Consider the following 14,478-nt stretch of genomic DNA (forward strand, 5'->3'; position numbering starts at 1 on the left):
TTATTTATACCCATTACGACGGGTGCGAATGACGCGAATGGGATTGAGTTCTTGTTTGGTGGCCAAGTGTTTGTTGTTTAAAGGAGTGTTGTGTCTGTGGGGGCAGATTGTTCCGTTACTGTTTGCCAGTGGACATCTGTGGGTGGTGCCCTGGCTTTTTGGTCCTGCATAAAAAAAGGCGATCACTTCGGTGATCGCCGTTTTTGTGTGCGGGGTTTAGCTGATCAAGGCATCAACACTTCAATCGAACCATCCGCCGTCATGCTGACCTGGCTGGTGCCCGCCTCAACCTCAGGCGTCACTGGTGCCGAATCCATGCTCGCCGCCTTCATCATCATCGGCCCACGCATGTACGGTTGTGGATAACCGTTGCTGTTCAGGTTCAGGTTGACGATTTTGTAACCGCTGCCGCCCAACGCGTCGGTCGCCAATTGAGCGCGGGCCTTGAAGGCTGTCACGGCTTCTTTAAGCAGCGCATCTTCGCTGGCTTTGCGGGTTGGGGTGGCGATGGCGAAGTCCATGCCACCCATTTTCAGGTCGGTGAGCAATTCGCCGGTCAGTTTCGACAGCGCAGCGAAGTCGGAGCTTTCCAGGCGCAGTTCGGCGCGTTCGCGCCAACCGGTGATTTTCTGGCCCTTGGTATCGTAGATCGGGTAGCTGTTGCGGCTGCCCTGGCGCAGGGTGATGTCTTTGACCTGCTTGGCCTGGGCCAGTGCTTTGTTCATGGTGGTGCTGACGTCAGCGGCGAGTTTGGCCGGGTCGGTGTTTTGTTCTTCGGTGTAGAGCGTCACGATCATCAGGTCGCGGGCCACTTCCTGGCTGACTTCGGCGCGCAGGGCGATCTGGTTGTAGTGCAGCTCGTCGGCGGCGAGGGCCGGCAGGCTGGCGAGAGTGCCAGCGCTAAGGGCAAGAAGGGCGGCGCTGCGGCGGAATGTGTGCATGAAAGCTCCTTGGGCGATGCGCAGGGGTAATGTCCGGGCCTGCGTGAAACCATCAGACTCTAGCTTTTATGATCCGGTTCGCACAGTTACAACTTCTATACAGATCGATCGCAGGGGACTGCTTCGCAGCCAATCGCGAGCAGGCTCGCTTGTATGGTAGGACTTGAAGGGAGGAGGAGGGACAAGGCTCGATTCTGACTGTTGACGCAGTACAGACCGTGGGAGATTTCGCCCCTCCTCCTTTCACCCAAGCGCCGATAAAGAATGCATCTGGCTAGACCGACGATAGGAACAAGCCTGCGCCTCTGGGTGAGCCCTTCAAGTGCTTAAAACCATATCCCGGAGGAAATCCAATGGCAATGCCGGTTTCTGTCACAAAGCCGATCGTAGGTGTGGATGTCGCCAAGAATGAACTGGTGATTTATCAGTCTGATGGGGATTTGCTTGAAGAGATTCCCAACACCAAAACATCCATCAAACAGTGGCTGAAGGCGTTGTCGGGGACGGTGGCTATTGCCATTGAGGCGACCAACATTTACCACCTGGACTTCGCTGATCTGGCCTATGAGGCCGGTTGCACGATTTACATGGTGGGAGGCTATGAGCTCAAACATTATCGCGAAGGCGTGAAGATCCGCGCCAAAACCGACGCACTGGATGCCAAGCTACTGGCTCGTTACCTGAAGAACGAAGCCGAGGAGTTGCGTCCTTGGACCCCGCCCTCACCGCTGTACCGCCAGCTCCTGAGCCTTTTCCGCCGCCGCGCAGCCTTGGTCCAGGCCAGGGTCGGCCTGGTGCAGAGCTGGTCGAATGAGCCGCTGCTTAAGGCGGCTTTTGCCGAGCAAGTGAAGTCCATGCAGCAGCTTGAGACGCTGATCGAAAAGACGATCAACGATCAGCTCAAAGAAGCCGGTTTGCTCGGTCAATTGAAGCGCTGCCTGAAAGTTGAGGGTATTGGATTTTTGACTGGGGCCCGCTTGATAACTGCATTTCAGCGAGGAGATTTTAGAAACGCGGATGCCTTTATCGCCTTCCTGGGCATGGATTTACGGGTGGCGAAATCAGGACAGAAGGACGCTCGCCGCAGTTTGACCAAGCGCGGCGACCCCGAGGCCCGCCGACTTCTGCACAATGCAGCGATGTCGGCTAGCCGTACGAAAGCCTGGAAAGGGTATTACGAAGAACAAAGAACGCGGGGTTTCAGCACCACTCAGGCGCTGGTGATGCTGGCTCGCAAGCTTGCTCGGGTGGTATTCGCCTTGCTGAAAGGGCAAAGCGAATATCAGCCAAAAGCCAGTTGAGGGCTTTCCCTCAACCATAGAATCTCCCACAAGGGGACGCATTTCAATGTGGGCGAGCCTGCTCGCGATAGCGGTCTTATAGACGCCACAACTCTTTCTGCCATGTGGCCGTTTGCCGCACTTTTGCCTGCCAGCCCCCGTGCTTGGTTATACTCCGTGCGATCCGCCTGGAGCGCTCATCAGGAGAGCTCATGCTCGCCCCCGTTCAAATCACTTCCGCAACTCGCCAGAACCTTTGGCGGCTGACGTTCATCCGCACATTGGTATTGGCCGCTCAGGCCGGTTCCGTGGGCCTGGCCTACTGGCTCGACTTGCTGCCGCTGCCCTGGTTCCAACTGGCTGCGACCCTCGGCTGTTCGATGCTGCTGTGTGCATTCACGGCCATTCGCCTGCGCACCTCATGGCCGGTTACCGAACTCGAATACGCCGTGCAACTGGCCTGCGACCTGTTTATCCACAGTGCCTTGCTGTACTTCTCCGGCGGCTCGACCAACCCCTTCGTCTCTTATTACCTGGTGCCGCTGACCATTGCCGCGGTGACGTTGCCGTGGCGTTATTCGGTGATTCTGTCCGGCATCGCGTTGACGATGTACACCCTGCTGCTGGCGCGCTTCTATCCGCTGCAAACCTTCCCGATCGCTCGGGAAAACCTGCAGGTTTACGGGATGTGGCTGAGTTTCGCCCTGGCCGCGGCGGTCATCACTTTCTTCGCCGCACGCATGGCTGAAGAGCTGCGTCGTCAGGAAGAATTGCGCGCCATCCGTCGCGAGGAAGGCCTGCGCGATCAGCAATTGCTGGCCGTCGCGACCCAGGCTGCGGGTGCCGCCCATGAATTGGGCACGCCGTTGGCGACCATGAGTGTATTGCTCAAGGAAATGCGCCAGGACCATCACGACCCGATGTTGCAGGAGGACCTGAGCGTGCTCCAGGATCAGGTCAAACTCTGCAAGGAAACCTTGCAGCAATTGGTGCGCGCCGCCGAAGCCAATCGTCGATTGGCCGTGGAGATGCAGGACGTCACCGATTGGCTCGACGAAGCCCTGAACCGCTGGCACCTGATGCGCCCGGAAGCCAGTTATCGCTTCCAGCGCCTGGGCCAAGGCCCCGTGCCGCGCATGGCGCCGCCGCCGGACCTGACCCAGGCGCTGCTGAATTTGCTCAACAATGCCGCCGACGCTTGCCCCGAAGGGCTGCAAGTGACGCTGGACTGGAATGCCGAAGACCTGACCATCAGCATCCGCGACCACGGTGCCGGTGTGCCGCTGGCTATCGCCGAGCAGATCGGCAAGCCGTTTTTTACCACCAAGGGCAAAGGTTTCGGCCTGGGCCTGTTTTTGAGCAAGGCCAGCGTGACACGCGCCGGCGGCTCAGTGAAACTCTACAGTCATGAGGAAGGCGGCACGCTCACCGAGCTGCGCCTGCCCCGTGTCGCCCGAGGAGACGAACATGAGTGACGAGATCCAAGTCGAAGGCGAAGGCGAAGAACTGCCGCATTTGCTGCTGGTAGACGACGACGCAACTTTTACCCGGGTGATGGCCCGTGCCATGGCCCGCCGCGGCTTTCGCGTCAGCACCGCCGGTTCCGCCGAAGAAGGCCTGACCATCGCTCAGGCCGACCTGCCGGACTACGCCGCGCTGGACCTGAAAATGGACGGCGATTCTGGCCTGGTGCTGTTGCCCAAGCTGCTTGAGCTGGACCCGGAAATGCGCGTGGTGATCCTCACCGGTTACTCGAGCATCGCCACCGCCGTCGAGGCGATCAAGCGCGGCGCCTGCAATTACCTGTGCAAACCGGCGGACGCCGATGACGTGCTGGCCGCGCTGCTTTCCGAACATGCCGACCTCGACACGCTGGTGCCGGAAAACCCGATGTCGGTGGATCGCCTGCAGTGGGAACACATCCAGCGCGTGCTGACCGAACACGAAGGCAATATCTCCGCCACTGCCCGGGCCCTGGGCATGCACCGCCGCACGCTGCAGCGCAAACTGCAGAAGCGTCCCGTTCGTCGCTGAACCTGCGCTGAACGAATGCGGGCCGCACCTCGCGACAAACCGAACCGATCCTCTATGATCGGTTCGTGTGTGTTCTTTTCTTTATCGAGCCTTATCCATGAATCAGAACGCTGAATATTCCGCGGTCAATGATGCTGTGCGCGGGCAGTTTTTTCGCAAAGTCTGGGCAATGACTACGCCTTACTGGCGCAGCGAAGAGAAGGGCAAGGCCTGGACGTTGCTGATCGCGGTGATCGCGCTGTCGTTGTTCAGCGTGGCGATTTCGGTGTGGGTCAACAGTTGGTACAAGGATTTTTACAATGCCCTGCAAAGGAAGGATGAGGCCGCGTTCTGGCAGTTGATCCTGTATTTCTGCGGCATTGCGGCGGTGGCGATTCTCGGCGCGGTGTATCGGCTCTACCTGACCCAGATGCTGACCATCCGCTGGCGGGCCTGGCTCACCGAGAAGCACTTCACCCGCTGGCTCGACAACAAGAATTACTACCAGCTGGAGCAGGGTGGTTACACCGATAACCCGGACCAGCGCATTTCCGAAGACCTCAATAAATTCACCACCAACACCTTGCTCCTGGGCCTTGGTTTGATCCGCAACATTGTCAGCCTCGTCTCGTTCTCGATCATTTTGTGGGGCGTGTCCGGCAGTATCGAAGTATTTGGTTTCACGATTCCCGGTTACATGTTCTGGTGCGCGCTGGTCTACGCCGCCGTCGCCAGTTGGCTGACGCATTTGATTGGCCGTCGCCTGATCGGCCTCAACAACAACCAGCAACGCTTCGAAGCCGACCTGCGTTTCTCCATGGTGCGGGTTCGCGAGAATGCCGAAAGCATTGCGCTGTACAACGGCGAGCCGAATGAAAATCGTCGCTTGAGCAGCCGTTTTGGAATGGTCTGGCACAACTACTGGGACATCATGAAGGTGTCCAAGCGCCTGACCTTCTTTACATCCGGTTATGAGCAGATCGCCGTCATCTTCCCGTTCATGGTCGCCTCGCCGCGATACTTCGCTGGCAAGATCGAGCTGGGTGAGCTGATGCAAATCAACTCGGCGTTCGCTAACGTCCAGGACAACTTCAGCTGGTTCATTACGGCGTACCAGGACCTCGCCGAATGGCGGGCTACCTGTGATCGTCTGCTGAGTTTCCGCCAGGCCATGACTGACAACGAAAATCGTGCACCGACGATTGATGTGCAGAATTCGGGCTCGGCTTTGAAGGTGCACAACCTCGGCCTCGATCTGGCGGATGGTCGTCACCTGCTGACCAACGCCGAGATGACCGTGGAGGAGGGCGAGCGGGTCATGCTCAGTGGCCGTTCCGGCAGCGGCAAGTCGACCTTGCTGCGGGCGATGGGGCATCTGTGGCCGGCTGGCCATGGCAGCATTCGTCTGCCGACGGGGCGTTATCTGTTCCTGCCGCAAAAACCGTATCTGCCGATTGGCACGCTGCGCGAGGCGTTGAGTTATCCACAGGCTGGCGATACGTATCCGCAGGAACGCTACGTTCATGTGCTGGAGGCCTGCCGTTTGCCGCACCTCGTTGCCCGTCTGGACGAAGCCAATCACTGGCAGCGCATGTTGTCGCCGGGTGAGCAGCAACGTCTGGCCTTCGCTCGTGCGCTGCTTTACGCGCCGCAATGGCTGTACATGGACGAAGCGACCTCGGCGATGGACGAGGAGGACGAAGCGTCGCTGTATCAGACCTTGATCGATGAGATTCCGGGATTGAGCATCGTCAGCGTCGGGCACCGCAGCAGCCTGAAGCGGTTCCATCCACGTCATGTGCGTATCGAGAATGGCCATCTGGTGGACCAGACCGTGACCGCATAAACCACCGCCTTCCTTTTGGATGGAGCCTTTGTGGCGAGGGGGCTTGCCCCCGTTGGGTCGCGAAGCAGCCCCAAAATCTCGCATGCTTACAAGATTTTGCCAGTGCTGCGCACTGGAACGGGGGCAAGCCCCCTCGCCACAGAAGCCCACTCCCACAGGGATAGTGTTTGCCGACGGTGATCGTACAACCGCGTTGAGCTATGATGCGGTTTCAGCCGCAACTTCGAGAAAGACGTTCACCATGGAAAACCCGATCGACGCACCCCGCCTCCCTCGCAAGCGCCGCAGCCTCGCTCAGGAGCTGGTGACGGTGCTGTCCGAGCAGATCCGCGACGGTCACCTCAAGCGTGGCGACAAGTTGCCCACCGAGTCGGCGATCATGGATGCCCATGGCGTCAGCCGCACCGTGGTGCGCGAAGCGATTTCCCGTTTGCAGGCGGCCGGCCAGGTTGAAACCCGCCACGGCATCGGCACTTTCGTGCTCGATACCCCAAGCCCGAGCGGTTTCCGTATCGACCCGGCGACCGTGGTCACGCTACGGGATGTACTGGCGATTCTGGAACTGCGCATCAGCCTTGAAGTGGAATCCGCCGGCCTCGCCGCACAACGCCGCAGCCCCGAGCAGCTGGCCTTGATGCGTGCTGCGCTGGATGCATTGAATGAAAGTGTTTCCCATGCCAGCGATGCCGTGGCGTCCGACTTCCAGTTCCACCTGCAAATCGCCCTGGCGACGGGCAACCGCTATTTCACCGACATCATGACCCACCTGGGCACCAGCATCATTCCGCGTACACGCCTGAACTCGGCGCGCCTGGCCCATGACGATCAGCAGCACTACATGAATCGCCTGAGTCGTGAGCACGAAGAGATTTACGACGCGATTGCGCGTCAGGATTCGGATGCGGCGCGGGCGGCGATGCGGTTGCACCTGACGAACAGTCGCGAGCGGCTGCGCCATGCGCATGAAGAGGCAGAAGCTCAGCGCGGGTAGGAAGTTATAGATCGTTCCCACGCAGAGCGTGGGAACAATCAGGTACGGGGAATCAGTCGGTCCTGAGAATTGAGCGATCCACCCTCACGGCCCACTCAGAAACCCCAGCCTTGGCATCGAACGCCACATGGCCATGCTCATCCACCACCGCCCGAGCAATCGGCACTCCCATTGCCAACAACTCCAACGGCGCCCCCTTCAGCGATTGCCCCGAAGCCAGTTCCAGTTTCAATTTGATAGTCATCATCGATCTCCTTATCAGGCAACGTTGCCAGTGGGTTGGTAATCCTTGAGCAGCAAATAAGTGCTCCAGCCCCACCAGTCATCCACGGTGGCGGTGTCGTTCAGGTTGTTGACGTCCTTGCGTCGCAGCACCTTGTTGCCCTCGACCCTGAACAGCGGCGAGAAGTTGGACGCCAGGTTCAGGACGGCTTGCAGATCAGGCAGCTTTTTCAAGGCGCCGAAATTGGCGGCCGACGGAGCGATTCCACTGATATACGCCGCGAACACTTCATCCGCAGACACCTGAACTGCCTGATTCACCTGGACGCGATTGACGCTGTCGATCGCGTCGAAGTAGCGCTTGTCCCCATACGCGTGCCATTGATCGCCGTTGCCATTGCGCACGTTGAGGCCGAATTTGCTGTCTTCGTCGTGCATGAATCGCGTGATCAACGAACCCAGATCGCTCGGTGTGACCACCGCCGCCAATTGTTTGCGCGGCACGCGCAGGTGGCCGGCGGAAAACAGGTCGGTCAGGTAGTGATCGGCAAAAGCGTTCATCGCATAGGCCAGTTCCAGCTGCTTTTCATCGCCGTTGGCGTGGGCCCGCACCGCTTGTTGCACCGCTGCGGTGTGCCCGGCGATGTAGGCCAGCAACGCCCATTCGGCAAAGTGGTCAGCATTGTTGGCGGCCAGTTTCAGATAACGCCCCAACGGGAATAGCGCCGAGACGAAACTGCCGCCGCCGGTAATCTTGTTCCACTCTTCCGACAACGTATCACCGAGGGCGTCATAGGCCTCGTGGGGTTGTTTCCCGTCCTTGATCGCCTGCTGGATCGCGGCGATTTCCTTTTGCATCACGCCGAGGATCAGTTTGGCCTCGGCGTTAGAAGCAGGCAGCACTGCCAGCGACTCAAAGGCGTTGGTAAATCGCTGGATTCGGTCGGCGGCCATCGCGCCTTCGCTGATCGGTTGATCGGGAATGCCATAGAAATCGCCCCCCAGCGCAATGACCTGGCCATAGGTCAGCGCCAGCCCATTGGGTAGATGCAGCTCCACCTGCGAAGCGGGAATCGCCGGTGCGTCCTTGATGAAACGCAGCAGCGTACTGTCGCCGATGGCGGTGTGTTCGCCACCCTCGAACCTCAGCTGTGGCCTGCCTTTCAGGGCATTGCCGGAGGCTGTGGGCAGAGGTGCGGGAAGGGCAGGCGCAGAGTTGTGATGATCAGCAATCTGCAAGACCAGGTGCTGGTTATCCCCGATGAGAGAGATGCCATGCTCGGTAAAAAGATCATCCAGTTCGGCAATGACCTGTTTCGGTTTTTCTTTCTGTTGTGCGTGTAGACCTGACATTTCTATCTCCTTGATATGTCGTCGGTACGATCAAAAAATGACTGTATGCATATACAGTCATCTGGATCATAGGTGAGAAATTTCCTACGTCAAGAAAATACCTTTCCGACTCAAATTTTGTGGTTGGCGATGAAATGCAGTTGACGGTAATTATTTAAGTTGTACGATGACCTACAACTTCGGCGAAGGCTGAACGATTTTCTCACACATACGTCGCTATCCAGGGTGTTCGAATAATGAATCCACAAGAACTGAAGTCCATCCTCTCTTCCGGTCTGCTGTCTTTCCCGGTTACCGATTTCAATGCTCAGGGCGACTTCCATCGCGCGGGCTACATCAAACGTCTCGAATGGCTGGCCCCATACGGCGCCTCGGCATTGTTCGCCGCGGGCGGCACCGGTGAGTTCTTCTCTCTGGCGGCCAGCGAATATTCGGAAATCATCAAGACCGCCGTCGACACCTGCGAAACCAGCGTGCCGATTCTGGCCGGCGTTGGCGGTTCGACTCGTCAAGCCATCGAATACGCACAGGAAGCCGAGCGTCTGGGCGCCAAAGGCCTGCTGCTGCTGCCGCACTACCTGACCGAAGCAAGCCAGGACGGCGTTGCCGCCCACGTTGAAGCCGTGTGCAAATCGGTGAAAATCGGCGTGGTGGTTTACAACCGTAACGTCTGCCGCCTGACCGCGCCGTTGCTGGAACGTCTGGCCGAGCGCTGCCCGAACCTGATCGGCTACAAGGATGGCCTGGGCGATATCGAGTTGATGGTGTCGATCCGTCGTCGCCTCGGTGATCGCTTCAGCTACCTGGGCGGTTTGCCGACCGCCGAAGTCTACGCCGCCGCCTACAAGGCATTGGGCGTACCGGTTTACTCCTCGGCGGTGTTCAACTTCATCCCGAAAACCGCGATGGATTTCTACCACGCCATCGCCCGCGAAGATCACGCCACCGTCGGCAAGATCATCGACGACTTCTTCCTGCCTTACCTGGACATCCGTAACCGCAAAGCTGGCTACGCGGTGAGCATCGTCAAGGCCGGGGCAAAAATTGCCGGCTATGACGCAGGTCCTGTGCGTGCGCCGCTGACCGATCTGCTGCCAGACGAGTACGAAGCTCTGGCTGCGCTGATCGACAAGCAAGGTGCGCAGTAACACATCCGATTAAACAAGGCCGCTGAGTGATCAGCGGCCTTTTGCGTGAGGAGATTCTCTGTGGCTGATTCAAAGCGTTTTGATAACTACATCAACGGTGAATGGGTTGCGGGTAGCGAATACTGCAACAACATCAACCCGTCCGAATTGACCGACACCATCGGCGAATACGCCAAGGCTGATCTGGCTCAGGTTCACGCTGCCATCGACGCCGCTCGCGCCGCGTTCCCGGCGTGGTCGACTTCCGGAATTCAGGCACGTCACGATTCCCTGGATAAAGTCGGCAGCGAAATCCTCGCCCGCCGCGAAGAGCTCGGCACCTTGCTGGCTCGGGAAGAGGGCAAAACCCTGCCCGAAGCCATCGGCGAAGTGACTCGCGCCGGCAACATCTTCAAGTTCTTCGCCGGCGAATGCCTGCGCCTGTCCGGCGACTATCTGCCATCGGTGCGTCCGGGCGTGAACGTTGAAGTGACTCGCGAAGCGCTGGGCGTGGTCGGTCTGATCACGCCATGGAACTTCCCGATCGCGATCCCTGCGTGGAAAATCGCCCCGGCCCTGGCCTACGGCAACTGCGTCGTGCTGAAACCGGCGGATCTGGTGCCGGGTTGCGCCTGGGCGCTGGCCGAAATCATCTCCCGCGCAGGCTTCCCGGCCGGCGTGTTCAACCTGGTGATGGGCAGCGGTCGTGTGGTGGGCGATGCGCTGGTGCAGAGCCCGAAAGTCGACGGCATCAGCTTCACCGGTTCCGTGGGCGTTGGTCGTCAGATTGCGGTCAGCTGCGTGTCGCGCCAGGCCAAGGTTCAGTTGGAAATGGGCGGCAAGAACCCGCAGATCATTCTCGACGACGCCGATCTCAAGCAAGCGGTCGAGCTGTCGGTACAGAGCGCGTTCTACTCCACCGGCCAGCGTTGCACTGCTTCGAGCCGCTTCATCGTCACCGCCGGGATTCACGACAAGTTCGTTGAAGCTGTGGCCGAGCGTATGAAGTCGATCAAGGTCGGTCACGCGTTGAAGTCCGGCACCGACATTGGTCCGGTGGTCTCGCAAGCGCAGCTTGAACAAGACATGAAGTACATCGACATCGGCCAGTCCGAGGGTGCGCGTCTGGTCAGCGGCGGTGGTCTGGTGACCTGCGACACCGAAGGCTACTACCTTGCGCCAACCCTGTTTGCCGACAGCACAGCGGCGATGCGTATCAGCCGCGAAGAGATCTTCGGCCCGGTGGCCAACGTGGTTCGCGTAGCGGATTACGAGGCCGCGCTGGCCATGGCCAACGACACCGAGTTCGGTCTGTCGGCGGGCATCGCCACCACGTCGTTGAAGTACGCCAACCACTTCAAGCGCCACTCCCAGGCCGGGATGGTGATGGTCAACCTGCCGACCGCGGGCGTGGATTACCACGTTCCATTCGGTGGGCGTAAAGGTTCATCCTATGGATCACGTGAGCAAGGTCGCTATGCGCAAGAGTTCTACACCGTGGTGAAGACCTCTTATATCGGTTCCTGATCCACCGTGGTGTCCGGCTCAACCGAACACCGCAACTCCCTGTAGCAGCTGTCGAGTGAAACGAGGCTGCGAGCTTTTGATCTTTAAAAGCAAAGATCACAGCCTCGTTTCACTCGACAGCTGCTACAGGGATCAACAGTTTCACCCGCGCATAAAAATAATCAGTGGGAGTACATCTACAATGCAATCGACCAAGCCGACTCACGTCCGCTATTTGATCCTGCTCATGCTGTTTCTGGTGACCACGATCAACTACGCCGACCGGGCTACCATCGCCATCGCAGGCTCCAGCCTGCAAAAAGACCTCGGCATCGACGCGGTCACCCTCGGTTACATCTTCTCCGCATTCGGTTGGGCCTACGTGGCCGGGCAAATTCCCGGTGGCTGGCTGCTGGACCGTTTCGGCTCGAAAAAAATCTACGCGCTCAGCATCTTCACCTGGTCGCTGTTCACTGTGCTGCAGGGTTATGTCGGTGAGTTCGGCATGTCCACCGCGGTGGTTGCGCTGTTCATGCTGCGCTTCCTGGTGGGCCTGGCCGAAGCGCCATCCTTCCCCGGTAACGCACGCATCGTGGCTGCCTGGTTTCCAACCGCTGAACGCGGTACGGCGTCGGCGATTTTCAACTCGGCGCAATACTTCGCCACCGTGTTGTTTGCGCCGTTGATGGGCTGGATCGTCTACAGCTTCGGCTGGCAGCACGTGTTTATCGTCATGGGCGTGATCGGCATTATCTTCTCGGGGATCTGGCTGAAGGTGATCTACAGCCCGCGTCAGCACCCGATGATCAACGACGCCGAGTTCAAGCACATCGCCGACAACGGCGGCATGGTTGACATGGACCAGGACAAAGGCAAAGGCAAAAAAGGCGACGGTCCGAAGTGGGACTATATCCGCCAGTTGCTGACCAACCGCATGATGCTCGGCGTCTATCTGGGCCAGTACTGCATCAACGGCATCACCTACTTCTTCCTGACCTGGTTCCCGGTGTACCTGGTGCAGGAACGCGGCATGACCATCCTCAAGGCCGGTTTCATTGCCTCGTTGCCGGCGATCTGCGGCTTCATCGGTGGTGTGCTTGGCGGGGTGATTTCCGATTACCTGCTGCGCAAAGGTCACTCGCTGACGTTTGCCCGCAAGGCGCCGATCATTGCTGGCTTGCTGGTCTCCAGCAGCATCGTGGCCTGTAACTACGTTGACGTGGAATGGATGGTCGTCGGCTTCATGGCCCTGGCGTTCTTCGGCAAAGGTGTGGGCGCGCTGGGTTGGGCCGTGGTCTCCGACACCTCGCCAAAACAGATCGCCGGTCTCAGCGGTGGCTTGTTCAACACCTTCGGCAACATCGCGTCGATCACCACCCCGATCGTCATCGGCTACATCATCAGCTCCACCGGTTCGTTCAAATGGGCGCTGGTGTTTGTCGGTTGCAACGCCCTGGTCGCGGTGTTCAGTTACCTGGTGATCGTTGGTCCAATCAAACGTGTGGTGTTGAAAGAACCGCCCGTCAGCGGTCCTGAAACCAGCAACAAATTATCTGAAGCGCATTCCTGAGGAGCGGCGTCATGCAGTTGATTGAACATTCCGACTCGCCGCGCTACATCCGCCTGCACGAGCGGGACAACGTCGTGATCGTGGTCAATGACCAAGGCGTGCCGGCCGGCACCGAATTTCCGGACGGCCTGGTCACCGTGGATTTCGTGCCACAGAGCCACAAGGTCACCCTGGAAGATATTCCCGAGGGCGGCCAGGTGATTCGTTACGGGCAAACCATCGGTTACGCCTTGCAGCCGATTCCGCGCGGCAGCTGGGTCAAGGAAGATCAACTGCGCATGCCCACCGCGCCACCGCTGGACAGCTTGCCGCTGTCCACCGAAGTGCCGGCGGCGCAGGCACCGCTGGAAGGCTTCACGTTCGAGGGTTACCGCAACGCCGACGGCACGGTCGGCACGCGCAATATTCTCGGGATCACCACCACGGTTCAGTGCGTCACCGGCGTGCTGGACCATGCGGTCAAGCGCATCAAGGACGAGTTGCTGCCCAAGTATCCGCACGTCGATGACGTGGTCGCGCTGACCCACAGTTACGGTTGTGGCGTGGCGATTACCGCGACTGACGCGTACATCCCGATCCGTACCGTGCGCAACCTGGCGCGCAACCCGAACCTGGGTGGCGAAGCCTTGGTCATCAGCCTGGGCTGCGAGAAATTGCAGGCCGGGCAGGTGATGCACGAGAACGACAGCTCAGTGGATTTGAGTGATCCGTGGTTGTACCGCTTGCAGGATTCAAGTCACGGTTTCACCGAGATGATCGAGCAGATCATGGCGCTGGCCGAAACCCGTTTGAAGAAGCTCGATCAGCGTCGCCGGGAAACCGTGCCGGCGTCCGAACTGATCCTCGGCATGCAGTGTGGCGGCAGCGATGCGTTTTCCGGGATCACCGCCAACCCGGCGTTGGGTTATGCCTCGGACCTGTTGTTGCGGGCCGGTGCGACGGTGATGTTTTCCGAAGTCACCGAGGTTCGCGACGCGATTTACTTGCTGACGTCCCGCGCCGAAACCGAGGAAGTCGCCAAGGAGCTGGTGCGCGAGATGGACTGGTACGACCGTTACCTGGCCAAGGGCGAAGCGGACCGCAGCGCCAACACCACGCCGGGGAACAAGAAGGGCGGGTTGTCGAACATTGTCGAGAAGTCGTTGGGCTCGATCGTCAAATCCGGCAGCAGCGCGATCAACGGGGTGCTGGGCCCTGGCGAGCGGTTCAAGCGCAAAGGGCTGATTTTCTGCGCGACCCCGGCCAGTGATTTTGTCTGCGGGACGTTGCAATTGGCGGCGGGGATGAACCTGCATGTGTTCACCACCGGGCGTGGCACGCCGTATGGTTTGGCGATGGCGCCGGTGGTGAAGGTGTCGACCCGCACGGAACTGGCGCAGCGTTGGCCAGACCTGATCGACATCGATGCCGGGCGGATTGCCACCGGGCGGGCCTCGATTGAGGACCTGGGCTGGGAGTTGTTCCACTACTACCTGGATGTGGCCAGCGGCAAGAAACAGACGTGGGCGGAGCAGCATAAGCTGCACAACGACATCACCTTGTTCAACCCTGCGCCGATCACGTAATGATCGTTCCCACGCTCTGCGTGGGAATGCAGCCCGGGACGCTCTGCGTCCCAAAAGCGTGACG

General features: G+C 59.3%; 12 protein-coding genes. 9 read left to right on the forward strand and 3 right to left on the reverse strand.

Annotated features, from left to right (window positions below):
* Nucleotides 1-224: 224 nt before the first annotated feature.
* Nucleotides 225-941: an SIMPL domain-containing protein gene (locus tag BLW70_RS09365; RefSeq protein WP_074873748.1), complete on the reverse strand. Its 717-nt coding sequence runs from the start codon at nt 939-941 to the stop codon at nt 225-227.
* A 353-nt stretch (nt 942-1,294) separates the two neighbouring features.
* Between BLW70_RS09365 and BLW70_RS09370 the strand changes: the two genes are divergently transcribed.
* From BLW70_RS09370 to BLW70_RS09390, 5 genes are all read left to right on the forward strand, one after another.
* Nucleotides 1,295-2,242 (forward strand): IS110 family RNA-guided transposase, encoded by a 948-nt coding sequence (locus tag BLW70_RS09370; protein ID WP_074871984.1) that lies wholly within the window; start codon nt 1,295-1,297, stop codon nt 2,240-2,242.
* A gap of 191 nt (nt 2,243-2,433) precedes the next feature.
* Nucleotides 2,434-3,696: an ATP-binding protein gene (locus BLW70_RS09375; RefSeq protein WP_074873750.1), complete on the forward strand. Its 1,263-nt coding sequence runs from the start codon at nt 2,434-2,436 to the stop codon at nt 3,694-3,696.
* The gene (locus tag BLW70_RS09380; protein WP_008148925.1) at nt 3,689-4,255 is read left to right on the forward strand and encodes a response regulator transcription factor; all 567 of its coding nucleotides are present in this window, start codon (nt 3,689-3,691) and stop codon (nt 4,253-4,255) included. The genes BLW70_RS09375 and BLW70_RS09380 overlap by 8 nt, the downstream gene beginning before the upstream one ends.
* 97 nt (nt 4,256-4,352) lie before the next feature.
* Nucleotides 4,353-6,080 carry an ABC transporter ATP-binding protein/permease gene (locus tag BLW70_RS09385; protein ID WP_074873751.1) on the forward strand — a complete coding sequence of 576 codons (1,728 nt, stop codon included), beginning with the start codon at nt 4,353-4,355 and terminating at the stop codon, nt 6,078-6,080.
* Nucleotides 6,081-6,321: 241 nt separating this feature from the next.
* Nucleotides 6,322-7,071 (forward strand): FadR/GntR family transcriptional regulator, encoded by a 750-nt coding sequence (locus BLW70_RS09390; protein WP_046045828.1) that lies wholly within the window; start codon nt 6,322-6,324, stop codon nt 7,069-7,071.
* A gap of 52 nt (nt 7,072-7,123) precedes the next feature.
* Here BLW70_RS09390 and BLW70_RS09395 read toward each other — a convergent pair whose 3' ends face one another.
* Nucleotides 7,124-7,315 carry a hypothetical protein gene (locus BLW70_RS09395; protein ID WP_074873753.1) on the reverse strand — a complete coding sequence of 64 codons (192 nt, stop codon included), beginning with the start codon at nt 7,313-7,315 and terminating at the stop codon, nt 7,124-7,126.
* 14 nt (nt 7,316-7,329) lie between these two features.
* Nucleotides 7,330-8,646: a phospholipase gene (locus BLW70_RS09400; protein WP_074873754.1), complete on the reverse strand. Its 1,317-nt coding sequence runs from the start codon at nt 8,644-8,646 to the stop codon at nt 7,330-7,332.
* A gap of 236 nt (nt 8,647-8,882) precedes the next feature.
* Here BLW70_RS09400 and kdgD point away from each other — a divergent pair, with 236 nt between their 5' ends.
* The 4 genes from kdgD (at nt 8,883) to garD (ending at nt 14,414) form a co-directional block, all read left to right on the forward strand.
* A complete protein-coding gene (kdgD, locus tag BLW70_RS09405) occupies nt 8,883-9,794 on the forward strand; it encodes a 5-dehydro-4-deoxyglucarate dehydratase (protein WP_074873756.1) in 912 nt (303 codons plus the stop codon).
* Between the two features lie 60 nt (nt 9,795-9,854).
* On the forward strand, nt 9,855-11,300 hold the full coding sequence (locus BLW70_RS09410) for an aldehyde dehydrogenase family protein (RefSeq protein WP_074873757.1): 1,446 nt from the start codon (nt 9,855-9,857) through the stop codon (nt 11,298-11,300).
* Nucleotides 11,301-11,481: 181 nt separating this feature from the next.
* The gene (locus BLW70_RS09415) at nt 11,482-12,849 is read left to right on the forward strand and encodes an MFS transporter (protein WP_074873759.1); all 1,368 of its coding nucleotides are present in this window, start codon (nt 11,482-11,484) and stop codon (nt 12,847-12,849) included.
* Between the two features lie 11 nt (nt 12,850-12,860).
* Complete coding sequence (gene garD / locus BLW70_RS09420; protein WP_074873761.1) at nt 12,861-14,414, forward strand: galactarate dehydratase; 1,554 nt, start codon at nt 12,861-12,863, stop codon at nt 14,412-14,414.
* Nucleotides 14,415-14,478: the final 64 nt, after the last annotated feature.

The sequence above is a fragment of the Pseudomonas frederiksbergensis genome, assembly GCF_900105495.1.
GTDB lineage: Bacteria > Pseudomonadota > Gammaproteobacteria > Pseudomonadales > Pseudomonadaceae > Aquipseudomonas > Aquipseudomonas frederiksbergensis.

Excerpts from the sequence above, each read along its gene's own strand:
- BLW70_RS09365 (WP_074873748.1), bottom strand. The coding sequence starts at position 941 with ATGCACACATTCCGCCGCAGCGCCGCCCTTCTTGCCCTTAGCGCTGGC.
- BLW70_RS09370 (WP_074871984.1), top strand. The coding sequence starts at position 1,295 with ATGGCAATGCCGGTTTCTGTCACAAAGCCGATCGTAGGTGTGGATGTC.
- BLW70_RS09375 (WP_074873750.1), top strand. The coding sequence starts at position 2,434 with ATGCTCGCCCCCGTTCAAATCACTTCCGCAACTCGCCAGAACCTTTGG.
- BLW70_RS09380 (WP_008148925.1), top strand. The coding sequence starts at position 3,689 with ATGAGTGACGAGATCCAAGTCGAAGGCGAAGGCGAAGAACTGCCGCAT.
- BLW70_RS09385 (WP_074873751.1), top strand. The coding sequence starts at position 4,353 with ATGAATCAGAACGCTGAATATTCCGCGGTCAATGATGCTGTGCGCGGG.
- BLW70_RS09390 (WP_046045828.1), top strand. The coding sequence starts at position 6,322 with ATGGAAAACCCGATCGACGCACCCCGCCTCCCTCGCAAGCGCCGCAGC.
- BLW70_RS09395 (WP_074873753.1), bottom strand. The coding sequence starts at position 7,315 with ATGACTATCAAATTGAAACTGGAACTGGCTTCGGGGCAATCGCTGAAG.
- BLW70_RS09400 (WP_074873754.1), bottom strand. The coding sequence starts at position 8,646 with ATGTCAGGTCTACACGCACAACAGAAAGAAAAACCGAAACAGGTCATT.
- kdgD (WP_074873756.1), top strand. The coding sequence starts at position 8,883 with ATGAATCCACAAGAACTGAAGTCCATCCTCTCTTCCGGTCTGCTGTCT.
- BLW70_RS09415 (WP_074873759.1), top strand. The coding sequence starts at position 11,482 with ATGCAATCGACCAAGCCGACTCACGTCCGCTATTTGATCCTGCTCATG.
- garD (WP_074873761.1), top strand. The coding sequence starts at position 12,861 with ATGCAGTTGATTGAACATTCCGACTCGCCGCGCTACATCCGCCTGCAC.